This is a genomic window from Rhizobium sp. CCGE 510 (assembly GCF_000292525.1).
Taxonomy (GTDB): domain Bacteria; phylum Pseudomonadota; class Alphaproteobacteria; order Rhizobiales; family Rhizobiaceae; genus Rhizobium.
Map to the genome: position 1 here is coordinate 21,115 of NZ_AEYF01000004.1, position 14,235 is coordinate 35,349.

The window sequence follows — 14,235 nt, forward strand, 5'->3', positions numbered from 1 at the left end:
CCAAACGTCTCGCTGAGAAATCATTAAGCATGTTCCGATATTCTCAGGTTCTACATTAACGTGAGAGCCCGGATATGGCGTCGATCCAGAATAAGATCATCATTGCAAGCGTTGCGATTTTCGCCTTGGCGGGCGGCGCCACGGAGGTCGGCATCTGGTCTGCCTCCACCCTCTCGGCAAACGGCGCCGATGTCGCCCAGTCAGCGCAAATTCTGCGCAATCACATGCAGGCCGACATGATGCATGACGCGCTGCGTGCCGATGTGCTCGCCTCCTTGCTGGCATCCAACCCGGCGGCAGGCCTCGACCCAGCCGCGGTAAAGGCGGATCTGGTGGAGCACGAGGCATCGTTCCGGGAGATGATTGACGCCAACAAGGCTCTTGTCTCCGATGGACAAACGAAAACGGTGCTTGCCGGCATCGAACGTCCGCTTCTTGTCTATGTTGAAAGCGCCACCAAGATGGTCGATCTTGCCAGCAAGGATCCGTCAGCGGCTTTGAAGGCGCTGCCCGAATTCATGCAGCAGTTCTCGACATTGGAAACGGCGATGGAACAGGCCGGGGACCAGATCACCGCTGTATCGGATGACATTTCCAAGCATAGCTCCGACATCAAAGCCTCGGTCGATATCGTTCTGAAGGCGCTGCTGGCCGCGGCCGCGCTGTTCGCCATTGGCCTCTATTTCCTTACCCGCAAGACCGTCACCAAACCGATCCTTTCGCTTTCCAGCGATATGCAGAGGCTCGCCGATGGTGACACGGCCATTGCCTGCACCGGCATTGGCCGCTCCGATGAAATCGGCACCATGGCCTCGGCTGTCGAAGTCTTCCGCCAGGCAGCAATTGCCAACAAGCAATTGGAGCAGGACGCCGCGGCAGCTCGGCTGGAGGGCGAAACCGAACGGGTCACGGCCCGCAAGCAGGCTGAGGAGGATGCGGCCGAACGGCTGCGGGCGGCGACAGCGGGCCTTGCCGCAGGTCTGAAGCGGCTTGCCTCAGGCGACCTCGCCTTCCAGATCGAAGAGCCGTTCGCGCCCGATTTCGAGGGCCTCCGGCATGATTTCAACATGTCGATCCGCCAGCTCGACCAAACCCTCGGCGCTATCGCTGCCGCCATTGCCGCGATCGACGAAGGTACAAGGGAAATCGCATCCGGGGCCAGCGATCTGTCAAAACGGACCGAACAACAGGCAGCCTCGCTCGAAGAAACCGCCGCAGCGCTCGACCAGATTACCGCCAATGTCTCGAACTCCAGCAAGCGGACCGACGAGGCGCGCACTGAAGCGACCGATGCAAACCGCAATGCCGCCAAATCTTCCGAGGTCGTGTCCCATGCCGAAGAAGCCATGCGCCGCATCGAAGCGTCGTCGCAGCAAATCTCCAGCATTATCGGCGTGATCGACGAGATCGCCTTCCAGACCAATCTGCTGGCACTGAATGCCGGCGTCGAAGCCGCACGCGCCGGAGAAGCGGGCAAGGGCTTTGCGGTGGTGGCCCAGGAAGTCCGCGAACTTGCCCAGCGCTCGGCGCAGGCGGCAAAGGAAATCAAAGGCCACATCCAGAAATCGTCGGTGGAAGTCGAAAGCGGCGTCAAACTGGTTCTCGACACCAGCCAAGTTCTGAGCGCCATCAGCGAACAGATCGCCCGCATCAATCAGCACATGGATGCCATCGCCGTATCGGCCAGAGAACAGTCGACCGGGCTTGCCGAAGTCAATACCGCCGTCAATTCGATGGATCAGGTGACCCAGCAGAACGCAGCGATGGTGGAAGAATCGACCGCCGCATCCGGTCATCTGGCTCAGGAAGCTGCCAAGCTGCGTGAACTGGTTTCCCGCTTCAAACTGCGTGCGACCGCTTCGACGCAGTCCGGACGACGCGGCGGGCAGCTGGCGGCCTGACGGCTTCTTTCCACTCGCCATCATTCTACGACATCCGCGACCTCAAACCGCCGCCTTTCGCTCCAGCCTCGATCCGAGCGAAAGGCGGGGCTATTTTGCCGGTGGCCTCGGCAAGCCCTGCCCTCCAGACCTCACCGAGAAGGGCTCAATGCGGCCTCAAAACCGCTCGATCCCCTGAATTCCGGCGGCCGCCAAACCTGCCGCGTCGACTTGATATCTATATTACGGAGTAATATATTGCCGGTGAGAATTCTGAAGGATTTGGAGTTCGATGACTGGGCCGGCGATTACGGCGTGACGGATATGATGTTGTGTATGGCCGCGAAGGAGATCGAAGCGGGATTGATCGACGCGAGATTGGGCGGCTTTCTTCTCAAGAAGCGAGTGGCGGCTCCTGGGCGTGGCAAACCTGGAAGCTACCGGACGATCATTGGCTATCGTCAGGCCGACAGGCTTATTTTCATACACGGCTTCGCCAAGAATGAGACTGACAATATCACCAGGAAAGAGAAGGAAGCGCTCCGAAAGCTATGTGATATCTACATGCGCGCCGACGACAGGAAACTTGCTGAGATGATCGAAAAGAAACAGATACTGGAGATCCAGTGCCATGAGCAGGATTCTTAAGAACGTTCATAAGTCTGCCGCGCGACTGCACGAAGCCGGCTTTGTCGACGATCTGACGATGAGGGAGTTCGACGCTCTTTGCCTTCCTCCTCTTCGTGACTACACGCCCGAGGAAATCAAGAGGATTCGAAATGCAAACAAGGTCAGTCAGGCCGTGTTTGCCGAGTTCATCAACGTCAAGAAGATCACCGTTGCCGCATGGGAACAAGGAACGAAGAAACCCAGCAGCACGGCCATTAAGATCCTTGATCTTGTCGAACGAAAAGGGCTGGAAGTGCTGCGATAGCAGCTTGCTGACCGGAAACGATCTGCCCATCCTGTGCGGGCATTTTTGACGGCTTATGGATGCAGCAGTAAGGCCGCCGGCGCGATCCGGCAGCGACCACGGAGCCGGTCGCTTGCCGCATCGCAGCCATGCTTGGGATCCGGTTGAGCTTTGGCTGGCCATCGTGTAAAGCCGCAGCATTCCCTGATAAGACCCGGACTTGCAGCAAGGCGTGAACATATGAACGGCTTCGACCTCATCATCTTCGATTGCGACGGCGTTCTCGTCGATTCCGAAATCATCGCCGCGGAGGTTGAATCGGCGCTGCTGACGGAGGCGGGATATCCGATCAGCGTCGAGGAAATGGGCGAACGCTTTGCCGGCATGACATGGCGCAACATCCTGCTGCAGATCGAGCGCGAGGCGAGCATCCCGTTTTCGGCCTCGCTGCTGGAAAAATCCGAGCAGCTGCTCGACACCAGGCTGGCGAATGACGTCGAGGCGATTGCGGGCGTCGAATTCGCCGTTTCCAGGCTGCCGATGAAGCGCTGCATCTGCTCGAATTCGAGCAGCAAGCGGCTCGACATGATGCTGAGCAAGGTGGGGCTGAAGCCGCTGTTTGCGCCCCATATCTTCTCCGCCAAGGATCTCGGCCCCGACCGCGCCAAGCCGAAGCCCGACATCTTCCTGCACGGCGCAAGCCAGATGGGCGTGTCGCCCGACAAGATCGTCGTCGTCGAGGATTCCGTGCATGGCGTCCATGCGGCGCGCGCCGCCGGCATGCGGGTCATCGGCTTTACCGGCGCTTCGCACAGCTATCCCGCCCATGCCGACAAACTGACGGATGCCGGCGCCGAAACGGCGATCTCCCGCATGAACGACCTGCCAGGCGTCGTCGCCGCGCTGGCGGCCTGGGACAACGTTCTCTGAGTTGAGACAAGTGCCGGCGCCCGCCTTTTGCTGGGAATTGCTCTCCAGCCTCCCCCGCTCCGTCCTCGTCGGGCTTGAGCCACCGCTGCCCGGTTCGTGCCGATAACTGCCCCTCACCCTAACCCTCTCCCCGTAAAAAACGGGGAGAGGGGACGTGCCCCGCGAGATGTTGGCGAAGGACGGAGAGCTTGCGGCATATCCCTTCGCCCCGTTTACGGGGAGAAGGTGGCGGCAGCCGGATGAGGGGCAGCCCTCGCCGATCTCCCAGGCCGGGATGTCACGATCCTAACGCTGCGGGCCAAGCCCACTTTTCGGAAGTAGCTTAGCTGTTCTTCTTGGTCTTTGCAGGCTGGGTGTCGAAGCCGACATTGACGCGCACCAGGGCGCCGGAGCCGACCGGCATCTTGATGCCGTCCTTGCGGAAGACCACCTGGGTGCCCGGCGCACCCGCCGGGATTTCGGTCGGGAATTTGGTGACCTCGGAATAGAGCACGGTCTCGCCGTCGAGGATGGTGATGCGGATCGGCAGGGTCACCGGGCCGGGGGCGCCGGCCGGGCCGGTGATCAGGCGCAGCTGGGCAACGACGGTCATCGTCAGGTTGGTGTCGCTCAGCGTGCACTGGCGGGTGTAATCGCCGAAGGAGGCCTGGAAAACGATCTGCTGCGGATCGTCCTTCTTGCCCTTGGCATAGGTGCGGAAGATCGCATCCTGGTCGCGCATGAAGATCTGTGGGCAGGCGCCCTGGACGACGGGAGCGACGGCGCCCTGTGCGGTCGTCGCCGTGCCGATCGAAGGATTGTTCGAGGATGGGTTGGCGGGTGCCAGCGGCATGATCTGGGCGGTGCCGTTCGGCTGCGTCGGCGGTGCCGATGACTTGGCATCACCACCGGTACCAAGCGTATCGCAGCCGGCGAGCAGGGCAAGAAGAGAAGCTGAGACGATGAGACGCGAGACCTTGCCGAGCACTATGTTCCACCCTTTGTACAAGCGTTTCTTGAAGCCTCATGTCTTTTCCGTGAGGCCTTTCACGACGGTTTGCGATGGTCTATATCAGCGGCGCAAACAAAAATCGATTGGGTCAGCACCGTTTTGATGCACTTTTCGCCGCCGGATGCGGGCAACTTCAACAAGATAACGGCGATGGTATGGCCTGAAGGCAGCCCCTTCTCGATTTCCGGGCCCGGTTTCCGGCAGTGCGGGCCACGGCCGAGCCCGACCGGATTTCTTCCAGCGATAGATCAAGGATGACGAACGTGGACTATATCTCGACCCGCGGCGAGGCCCCTGCCCTCGGCTTTTGCGACGCCCTGCTGACGGGACTGGCGCGCGACGGCGGGCTCTACGTTCCCCGTAAATTTCCGAGCTTCTCCAAAAAAGAGATCCGGGCGCTGCGCGGCAAGAGCTATCAGGAGATCGCCTTCACCATCCTTTCGCCCTTCACCAATGGCGAGATTCCCGAGGCGACGTTCCGGGCGATGATCGACGAGGCCTACGGCACCTTCCGCCATCCGGCGATCGCGCCGCTCGTCCAGACGGGGCCGAACAGCTTCGTCATGGAGCTGTTCCACGGCACGACGCTCGCCTTCAAGGACGTGGCGATGCAGCTGCTGGCGCGGCTGATGGATTATGCGCTTGAGAAGCGCGGCGAGCGGGCGACGATCGTCGGCGCCACCTCGGGCGATACCGGCGGTGCGGCGATCGACGCCTTTGCCGGCCGCGAGCGCACCGACATCTTCATCCTCTTCCCGCATGGCAAGGTCTCGCCGGTGCAGCAGCGGCAGATGACCACCTCGTCCTCCGCAAATGTCCATGCGCTTGCCGTCAAGGGCAATTTCGACGATTGCCAAAACCTGGTGAAGGCGATGTTCAACGACGCGGCGTTCCGCGACAAGGTCGGCCTCTCAGGCGTCAACTCGATCAACTGGGCGCGCATCATGGCCCAGATCGTCTATTATTTCACGGCCGCCGTGGCCTTGGGCGGGCCGGACCGGAAGATCTCGTTCACCGTGCCCACCGGCAATTTCGGCGATATCTTCGCCGGCTACTGCGCCAAACGCATGGGCCTGCCGATCGACCGGCTGGTGATCGCCACCAATGAGAACGACATCCTGGAGCGCATGCTGAAGACCGGCCGCTACGACATGAAGGCGGTCAAGGCGACAAGTTCGCCGTCGATGGACATCCAGATCTCCTCCAACTTCGAGCGGCTGCTGTTCGAAGCCTATGACCGCGACGCCTCGAAGGTGCGCGCGGCGATGGAAAGCCTCAAACAATCCAACGGCTTCGAGATCGGCGCGCAAGCGCTGAAGGCGATCCGCCGCGACTTCCGCGCCGGCCGCGCCAGCGAGAAACAGGTGACCGAGACGATCCGCAAGACCCATGCCGAGACCGGCTATCTGCTCGATCCGCATTCGGCAATCGGCGTCTTTGTCGCCAAGAAGAAGGAAAAGCCGAATACGCCGATGGTGACGCTTTCGACCGCGCATCCGGCGAAATTCCCCGCCGCCGTAAAATCGGCCTGCGGTATTGACCCGGCGCTTCCGACGTGGCTTGCTGATCTGATGCACAGGGAGGAGCGCTTCCAGATCATCGAACCGGAGCTCAAAGCCGTAGAAACCTTTATCGGCAAACACGCCCGCGACAAGACGACGGCAGGCGCAGAAAGATAGCCAATGACAGTTGAGTGCACCCGGCTGAAATCCGGGCTGACAGTAGTGACAGAAACCATGCCGCACCTTGAAAGCGCTGCGCTCGGAGTCTGGATCAAATCGGGATCGCGTAACGAGACGGCAGACGAGCACGGCATCGCCCACCTGCTTGAACACATGGCCTTCAAGGGCACGGGACGCCGCACGGCCCGGCAGATCGCCGAGGAAATCGAGGATGTCGGCGGCGAGGTCAACGCCGCGACGTCGACCGAGACGACCTCTTATTACGCCCGCGTGCTCAAGGACCACGTGCCGCTCGCCGTCGATATCCTCGCCGACATCCTGACGGAATCGGCCTTCGAGGAGGAGGAGCTGGAGCGCGAGAAGCAGGTCATCCTGCAAGAGATCAACGCCGCCAACGACACACCCGACGATGTGGTGTTCGACCGGTTCTCCGAAGTCGCCTATCGCGACCAGACGCTCGGCCGGGCCATCCTCGGTACGCCGGAGACCGTTATCTCCTTCACGCCGCAGCAGATCCGCGGCTATCTTGGCCGCAACTACACGACCGACCGCATGTTCATCGTCGCCACCGGCGCCGTCGAGCATGACGAGTTCGTGCGCATGGTCGAGGATCGTTTCGCCAGCCTGCCGAGCGAGCCTTCGGCACCGCCGGTGATGGAACCGGCGCGTTATATCGGTGGCAGCGTGCGCGAACCGCGCGACCTGATGGACGCGCAGATCCTGCTCGGCTTCGAGGGCAAACCCTACCACGCCCGCGATTTCTACTGCTCGCAGATCCTCGCCAACATTCTCGGCGGCGGCATGTCCTCCAGGCTGTTCCAGGAAGTGCGCGAGTTCCGCGGTCTCTGTTATTCGGTCTATGCCTTCCACTGGGGCTTTTCCGACACCGGCATCTTCGGCATTCATGCCGCAACCGGCGGCGAAAACCTGCCGGAACTGGTGCCCGTCATCATCGACGAGCTGCACAAATCCGCCGATCAGATCCACCAGAAGGAAATCGAGCGCGCCCGCGCCCAGATCCGCGCCCAGCTGCTGATGGGTCAGGAAAGCCCGGCGTCGCGCGCCGGCCAGATCGCCAGGCAGATGATGCTTTATGGCCGGCCGATCTCCAATCCGGAGATGATGGAACGGCTTGAGGGCATCACCATCGAGCGGCTGACGGATCTCGCCGGCCGGCTGTTCTACGACACGGTGCCGACGCTTTCGGCGATCGGGCCGCTGGAACAGCTCGCGCCGATGGAAGACATCACCGCGTCGCTTTCGGTCCCGGCACCGAAGACGATGCTCGTCGGCCGCTGAGCCGGCGTTCGTCCTGCCGGGAGTGATCGATGCCAAAATCGGTGTTTCGGTTTCTGTCGCGGCAGCCGGAAGCGGTGGAGCTGGAGAGCGACAGATATCTCCTGCGCCTGCCGCGCTATCAGGATTTCAACCAGTGGCACCGGCTGCGCGCCGAAAGCCGCAAGTTCCTGGAACCCTGGGAGCCGACCTGGCGGCGCGACGAGCTGACGGAGGGCGCCTACCGCGCCCGCGTCATCCGCGGCAAGCAGGAATATGCCTCGGGCCAGGCGGTGCCGCTGTTCATTTTCCTCAAGGAAGACCATACGCTCGTCGGCGGCGTCACCATCGGCTATATCAGGCGGGGTGCGGCACAAAGCTGCATGATCGGCTACTGGATGGGCGAACGCCATGCCGGCCAGGGGCATATGTTCGCGGCTCTGCAATTGGTTATTCCTTACATCTTCGCCGGGCTTGAGTTGCACCGTATCGAAGCAGCCTGTATTCCAGATAACGCGCGCAGCATCCGCCTGCTTGAAAAGGCCGGGTTTCAGCAGGAAGGTTATTTGCGCGGATATTTGAAGATCAACGGTCAGTGGCATGACCATGTGATGTTTTCACGTCTCGCCACCGATACGGATAAAGGCAGGAAAACCGACAGCCGATGACCAGAGACCGCATGCTGCCCAAGTCACCGTCCGGACGAATGATCGCGGTGATCGCAGCCCTTTTCCTGGCAGCCTTCGCCCTGGTGGCGGGCGCTGCCCAGGCGGCCGAACCGGTAAAGATTTCCCGTGACGACACCGCGCTCGACCTGACCGCGACGACCGAAATCTACGTCAACCAGGGCGAAGCTTTCCAGGTTTCGACCGCTGCCGGCGCCGACGGTATCCGCCGCCGCATCGAGGTCAGGGCAAGCTCGGAAAACCACCAGGGTGACTGGGCGGTGTTTGCGCTTGCCAATGTTTCGGAGGAGCAGCTCGAACGCGTCATCGTCGCGCCGCATTTCCGGCTGGTCAATTCCAAGCTGTTCTGGCCGGATCTCGGTTCGCAGCGCATCAGCGCCATCACGCCGAGCGAAGGTTTCGCGCTCGATCGGCAGCCGAGCGATGAGGCCGACGTCTTCCGCATCACGCTGAACCCCGGCGCCGTCATCACCTTCGTCGCCGAGCTGTCGACGCCGGAGCTGCCGCAGATCTATCTCTGGGAACCGAACGCCTACAAGGACACGATCAACGCCTTCACGCTCTATCGCGGCATCGTGCTCGGCATTGCCGGCCTGCTGGCGGTGTTCCTGACCATCCTGTTCGTCGTCAAGGGCACCTCGATGCTGCCGGCGACGGCGGCTCTGGCCTGGGCGGTGCTCGGCTATATCTGCGTCGACTTCGGTTTTCTCGGCAAGCTGATCAGCGTCGCCTCCGCCGACCAGCGAATATGGCGCGCCTGCGCGGAAGTGGCGCTGGCCTCCAGTTTCGTCATCTTCCTCTTTACCTATCTCAACCTCAACCGCTGGCATGCGCATCTCGGCTACGCGACGCTTGCCTGGGTGCTCGGCCTTGCCCTGCTCTTCGGCGTGGCGATTTACGATCCGTCGATTGCCGCCGGCATTGCCAGGCTTTCCTTCGCGCTGACGGCGGCGACCGGGCTGCTTTTGATCATCTATCTCGGCTTCAACCGCTACGACCGCGCCATCCTCTTGGTGCCGGCCTGGGCACTGACGCTCGTCTGGCTGTTCGGGGCATGGATGACGGTCACCGGCCGGCTCGACAACGACATCATCCAGCCGGCACTCGGCGGCGGCCTGGTGCTCATCGTGCTTCTGATCGGCTTCACCGTCATGCAGCATGCCTTTGCCGGCGGCGCCTTCCAGCAGGGGCTGTTTTCCGATCTCGAGCGGCAATCGCTGGCGCTGACCGGATCCGGCGACATGGTGTGGGATTGGGACGTGGCGCGCGACCGCGTCGTCACCATTCCCGACGTCTCGATCAAGCTCGGCCTATCGCCGGGCACCATGCATGGGGCGGCGCGCAACTGGCTGCCGCGGCTGCATCCGGATGACCGCGACCGCTTCCGCGCCACGCTCGACGTGCTGCTCGAACACCGGCGCGGGCGGCTGAACCACGAGTTCCGCATCCGCGCCGAGGACGGGCATTTCCACTGGCTGCTGATCCGCGCCCGGCCGGTGCTCGGCTCCAACGGCGAAATCATCCGTTGCGTCGGCACGATCGTCGACGTGACCGAGCAGAAGAACTCCGTCGAGCGGCTGCTGCACGATGCGCTGCACGACAATCTGACCGGCCTGCCGAACCGGCAGGTGTTCCTCGACCGGCTGCAATCGGTGCTGGCGCTGGCGCCGGGCGGCGACACGCTCAAGCCGACGGTGATGGTGATCGACATCGACCGCTACAAGCTGGTCAACGATGCGCTGGGCGTCGCTGCCGGCGACAATATCCTCATCGCGCTGACCCGGCGCCTGCGCCGGCTGCTGAAACCGCAGGACACGCTGGCGCGGCTGGCCGGCGACCAGTTCGGCCTGATCCTGGTTTCCGAGCACAATCCCACCAAGGTCGCCGATTTTGCCGATGCGGTCAGCAAGGCGATCATGGTGCCGATCAACTTCGCCAATCGCGAGATCATCCTGACGGCCTCGATCGGGCTGACCTCCTGGGTCGACCGGCAGGAGAGCGCCACCGGCCTGCTCAGCGACGCCGAGCTTGCCATGTACCGGGCAAAACGGGCCGGCGGCAACCGTGTCGAGCCGTTCCAGCCGGCCTTCCGCGACTTCGGTACCGACCGGCTGCAGCTCGAAACGGACCTGCGCCGCGCCATCGAGCGCAAGGAACTGTCGATGGTCTATCAGCCGATCGCCCGGCTTGAAGATGTCGAGGTCGCCGGTTTCGAGGCATTGATGCGCTGGGAACATCCCAAACGCGGCAATATCCCGCCATCCGAATTCATTCCGATTGCCGAAGCCTCGGATCTCATCGGCCCGCTCGGCATGTTCGCGCTGGAACAGGCGACCAACGATCTGATGAGCTGGCAGCAACTGACCGGCGAATTGCCGATCTTCGTGTCGATCAATCTGTCGAGCGTGCAGCTGCTTAACAACGAGCTCTATGATGACGTGCGTTCGGTTCTTGCCAAGACCCATTGCCAGCCCTCGCGCCTCAAGCTTGAACTGACTGAGTCCATGGTGATGGAAAATCCGGAACAGGCCCGGCTCGTGCTGCAGAAGCTGAAGGAGGCCGGCATCGGGCTGGCACTCGACGATTTCGGCACCGGCTATTCCTCGCTCGCCTACCTCACCCGTTTTCCCTTCGACATGATCAAGCTCGACAAGGCCCTGGTGCGCGACGGCAGCGACAAGAAGGCGACCGTGCTCAGATCGGTGATCGCAATGGCGCGCGAACTCGAGATGAAGGTGGTGGCTGAGGGGATCGAATCCAACGAGGATGCGATCGAGCTCGCCAAGATGGGTTGCAACTACGGGCAAAGCTATCTGTTCGGCCCGCCGATCGCCTCAGAATCGGTGCTGCGGCTGCTGCGGGAGCGGTTTCCGCTGACGAAGCGGGCGTGAGCGGAGCGGCCGGTTTCAACGGTTGTCGGCTCGGCGACAAAGGCCACCTTTGGCCACTATTGACAAAGTGATAGGCCCGGAGGGAGCACCCACCATCGCTTGGAAACCTTAGAAACAGGCTTTATTGGGTGGCGAGGGGGACACGTTGCCCCCTTGATGCCTCCTCCTGGCATAAGCGAGACGGTTTGACAATTGGGGCCGGCTCTCATGCCGAAGGATAAGCGAAGCGGGATATACTCTCTCGTCCTTAGTCCTGAATCGTAAATGCTGCGAAGGGCTTAAAACCACCTCTAGACGATGGCGTCAGCCGCTCTGCAACTTCTTTGTGGATCTTGCTTCTTCAGGCTTGGTCTTTTCTTTGAGTTGTGGCTGATACAACAAGAAGCTCAGGGGATCCTAATGCAACCAGTGCCGACGCCCGTAAACCTTAGTCCAATGCATCTGAAAATCAGCAGCCTACTAACTGGTCGGCTTTTTCGTATACCGGAGTACCAGCGGGCGTACGCATGGGGCACCAGACAGAGAGCGGATCTTTTCGCCGACATTTTGGGAGTCAAAGAGAGCGGAAGAGAGCATTTTATGGCTACGGTCGTTGCTCTCGGCAGAGAACGAAGGCTGATCGGCGCAGACGAATTCACAACCGTGGAGATCGTAGACGGACAACAGAGAATAACAACTCTCGTAATCCTCTTGAAGGCGATTGAAAAGGCTCTTGAGCTCGAGGATCGCACTGAGGCAAAGATCAAGCGCGAGATACAGGAACTACTAGTTAAAGATGATTCTCATTCACTGGTGTTGCTGCAAACCAATCACGATACGAGCAACGTCTTTCCAGCCTACATTAGGGACGGAGCGATAAGGGCTGATCAAGCGGAAACCGCAGCCGACAAGAACGTGATAAGCGCTGCTGCCGAATGTGAGGCTTTTGTAGCTCAGTGGAAGACGCATAGCCCCCTGGTGGAGCTAGTTGCAATAATTCGAAACCAGCTTTCATTGATTTATCACGAGATACCTGACGAGGCGACAGTCTACCGCGTGTTCGAGGTCCTAAACAGCCGTGGTCTGGATGTGAAATGGATCGATAAGCTGAAAAGTCAGCTCATGGCTTCGTTGTTTGAATACGTGGAACCGGGGACCAGGCGAGAAGCCTCACTCGAAATGCAAGGCTACTGGCGTGACATCTATCGGACGCTAGGTCAACGTGGAGATCTAGGCGACGAAGCGCTCCGCTTTACTGGCACATTCTACTTTGTCCACGAGCCACGACGCATTATGGGGCAGGAGGATGCGGTTGCGGATTTGGTGGCGTCAGCAGGACGCAAGGTCGCCACCATCGCGAAGGTGGGAGCGGACCTAAGAGCAGTTGTACAGGCAGTTGGGAAACTTAACTCAAACGCACGTTTGCGAGCAGTGACTAAGGTGTTGCATGCGCGCTTTGTTGCTACTGCCATCATGCTTCGCGGATTTGATACTGCTACAGAAGAAGCGCTGCTTAACGCATGGGAGCGTGTAACGTTTCGTATTTTCAGTTTGGGGGGTGCAGATGCAAGACACAAAGTTGGCGAGTACGTCGGCCTAGCCTACAGGATCTATTCCCAAAATATCCCTGCGAAAGATATCCTTGAAGATCTTAGGGCCATCGGAGCTGACTATAAGATCGATAAGATCCTCTATGGCCCCGAATACTGGGCCAACTGTTATGAGGGATGGGCAGAAGAGCTACGGTATTTGCTTTATAGGTATGATGAGCACCTGGCAAAGATTGCCGGTCAACCTCTAAGCGCCACTCAATGGAACAAGATATGGCTGGATGAGCCATCCCGGTCGATCGAACACATTACGCCGCAAAGTGCTGCGGCAAACTACACCCATGAACTCGGAAACTTGACGATGCTGCCGCCAAGGGTCAATTCGTCTTTGCAAGCCGACCCACCGATCTCTAAAGCAGAACCTTATCTGACGTCCGGCCTGCTCGGCACGATGGCTGTGGGGGTGTCTATTCAGCGGGATGGGGTGTGGGACGAGAATGCCGTTCGTGAACGCACGCTCCGCATCCATGACTTTGCTTTGCAGGAGTGGAAATGATTGTGAAGAGCACCGTTCATGTGGCCGGTGCTCTGTAATAAGCCTCAGAGTTTTACCTGGTATGAGACTTCCCGAAGCTCACACCGGTCAATATCTCACGGCCTGTTGACGACCAGTTTTCCGCCGCTCGCCGGGGGCGGTGTAATGGAAGTCTCTCTGATCAGATCGATGCTGTGTACAAGGTACAACGCGTTGTCTGGACTGCGAGCACGATGGACGTCTACTTCGTTGGCTGTGAGAAAGACATGGCTACCGGCCGAAGTGGTGCCCTTCACCTCGTACAGAGCCTCTACCGTCGCCGATTGGTCTGAAACTCCAGGAGCGCTTTCCGCTGCCCAAGCGGGCCTCACCGACGACGCCGGTGTCAACGTTCGACGGGAACGCTGAGACCGACCTTCACCCGATCCATCGCGACGAATGTTCGGAAGCGTTTGACGTTATTGTTGCCGAAAAACAGCCGCCGCGTCAGTGCCTCGTAGTCGGCCATTGCGGGGACGACGATGACCAGGATGAAATCCGCCTCGCCGGTGACGTAGTAGCACTGCTGGATTTCCGGCGCGGCGGCGAACTGGCTCTTTGCCTGTTCGATCTGTTTTGCCGTTTCGCTGATAACCTCCACTTCCACGAGGATGGTGATCGATTGGCCGAGCGCTGCGGGATCGAGAACGGCGACGTTTGCCTGGATGACCCCATCCCCCTCCATCCGCTTGATCCGGCGTTGGACGGCAGGCGCGGACAGGCCGACGGCTTCGCCGATGGTCCGTTGCGGCGTGGTATTGTCCCTTTGCAGGATAGCCAGGATCTTGTGATCGAACGCATCCAGGGGAGATTTCACCGGTCGGCTCAAAACGGGGCTCCAACGAAACAAAATTGCAAAACCAACCGCGAAATACAGCGCCTTT

General features: G+C 60.4%; 11 protein-coding genes. 9 read left to right on the forward strand and 2 right to left on the reverse strand.

Going from position 1 to position 14,235, the window contains the following annotated elements:
• The first annotated feature begins 74 nt into the window (after positions 1 to 74).
• From RCCGE510_RS03595 to RCCGE510_RS03610, 4 genes are all read left to right on the forward strand, one after another.
• On the forward strand, positions 75 to 1,901 hold the full coding sequence (locus RCCGE510_RS03595; RefSeq protein WP_007627238.1) for a methyl-accepting chemotaxis protein: 1,827 nt from the start codon (positions 75 to 77) through the stop codon (positions 1,899 to 1,901).
• 243 nt (positions 1,902 to 2,144) lie between these two features.
• Positions 2,145 to 2,528, forward strand: coding sequence for a type II toxin-antitoxin system RelE/ParE family toxin (locus tag RCCGE510_RS03600; protein ID WP_240539622.1), 384 nt, complete (start codon positions 2,145 to 2,147; stop codon positions 2,526 to 2,528).
• Positions 2,512 to 2,814 (forward strand): DNA-binding transcriptional regulator, encoded by a 303-nt coding sequence (locus RCCGE510_RS03605; protein WP_007627242.1) that lies wholly within the window; start codon positions 2,512 to 2,514, stop codon positions 2,812 to 2,814. The genes RCCGE510_RS03600 and RCCGE510_RS03605 overlap by 17 nt, the downstream gene beginning before the upstream one ends.
• A 219-nt stretch (positions 2,815 to 3,033) precedes the next feature.
• Entirely contained in the window at positions 3,034 to 3,723 is a 690-nt protein-coding gene (locus RCCGE510_RS03610) for an HAD family hydrolase (protein ID WP_007627244.1), read from the forward strand.
• Between the two features lie 322 nt (positions 3,724 to 4,045).
• Here the strand turns inward: RCCGE510_RS03610 and RCCGE510_RS03615 are convergent, their stop codons facing one another.
• Entirely contained in the window at positions 4,046 to 4,693 is a 648-nt protein-coding gene (locus RCCGE510_RS03615) for a hypothetical protein (RefSeq protein ID WP_192815273.1), read from the reverse strand.
• A 275-nt stretch (positions 4,694 to 4,968) separates the two neighbouring features.
• Here RCCGE510_RS03615 and thrC point away from each other — a divergent pair, with 275 nt between their 5' ends.
• The 5 genes from thrC (at position 4,969) to RCCGE510_RS03640 (ending at position 13,333) form a co-directional block, all read left to right on the forward strand.
• Positions 4,969 to 6,393 (forward strand): threonine synthase, encoded by a 1,425-nt coding sequence (thrC, locus tag RCCGE510_RS03620; protein WP_007627248.1) that lies wholly within the window; start codon positions 4,969 to 4,971, stop codon positions 6,391 to 6,393.
• 3 nt (positions 6,394 to 6,396) lie between these two features.
• Positions 6,397 to 7,695 carry a pitrilysin family protein gene (locus tag RCCGE510_RS03625; RefSeq protein WP_007627249.1) on the forward strand — a complete coding sequence of 433 codons (1,299 nt, stop codon included), beginning with the start codon at positions 6,397 to 6,399 and terminating at the stop codon, positions 7,693 to 7,695.
• Positions 7,696 to 7,724: 29 nt separating this feature from the next.
• Positions 7,725 to 8,339 (forward strand): GNAT family protein, encoded by a 615-nt coding sequence (locus tag RCCGE510_RS03630; protein ID WP_007627250.1) that lies wholly within the window; start codon positions 7,725 to 7,727, stop codon positions 8,337 to 8,339.
• Positions 8,336 to 11,248 carry a sensor domain-containing phosphodiesterase gene (locus RCCGE510_RS03635; protein ID WP_007627251.1) on the forward strand — a complete coding sequence of 971 codons (2,913 nt, stop codon included), beginning with the start codon at positions 8,336 to 8,338 and terminating at the stop codon, positions 11,246 to 11,248. Before RCCGE510_RS03630 ends, RCCGE510_RS03635 begins: the two co-directional genes overlap by 4 nt.
• A gap of 435 nt (positions 11,249 to 11,683) precedes the next feature.
• Complete coding sequence (locus RCCGE510_RS03640; RefSeq protein ID WP_240539623.1) at positions 11,684 to 13,333, forward strand: DUF262 domain-containing protein; 1,650 nt, start codon at positions 11,684 to 11,686, stop codon at positions 13,331 to 13,333.
• Positions 13,334 to 13,697: 364 nt separating this feature from the next.
• Here the strand turns inward: RCCGE510_RS03640 and RCCGE510_RS03645 are convergent, their stop codons facing one another.
• Entirely contained in the window at positions 13,698 to 14,180 is a 483-nt protein-coding gene (locus tag RCCGE510_RS03645; protein WP_037077657.1) for an Lrp/AsnC family transcriptional regulator, read from the reverse strand.
• Positions 14,181 to 14,235 lie beyond the last annotated feature (55 nt).

Excerpts from the sequence above, each read along its gene's own strand:
- RCCGE510_RS03610 (WP_007627244.1), top strand. The coding sequence starts at position 3,034 with ATGAACGGCTTCGACCTCATCATCTTCGATTGCGACGGCGTTCTCGTC.
- RCCGE510_RS03625 (WP_007627249.1), top strand. The coding sequence starts at position 6,397 with ATGACAGTTGAGTGCACCCGGCTGAAATCCGGGCTGACAGTAGTGACA.
- RCCGE510_RS03640 (WP_240539623.1), top strand. The coding sequence starts at position 11,684 with ATGCATCTGAAAATCAGCAGCCTACTAACTGGTCGGCTTTTTCGTATA.
- RCCGE510_RS03605 (WP_007627242.1), top strand. The coding sequence starts at position 2,512 with ATGAGCAGGATTCTTAAGAACGTTCATAAGTCTGCCGCGCGACTGCAC.
- RCCGE510_RS03595 (WP_007627238.1), top strand. The coding sequence starts at position 75 with ATGGCGTCGATCCAGAATAAGATCATCATTGCAAGCGTTGCGATTTTC.
- RCCGE510_RS03635 (WP_007627251.1), top strand. The coding sequence starts at position 8,336 with ATGACCAGAGACCGCATGCTGCCCAAGTCACCGTCCGGACGAATGATC.
- RCCGE510_RS03630 (WP_007627250.1), top strand. The coding sequence starts at position 7,725 with ATGCCAAAATCGGTGTTTCGGTTTCTGTCGCGGCAGCCGGAAGCGGTG.
- thrC (WP_007627248.1), top strand. The coding sequence starts at position 4,969 with ATGACGAACGTGGACTATATCTCGACCCGCGGCGAGGCCCCTGCCCTC.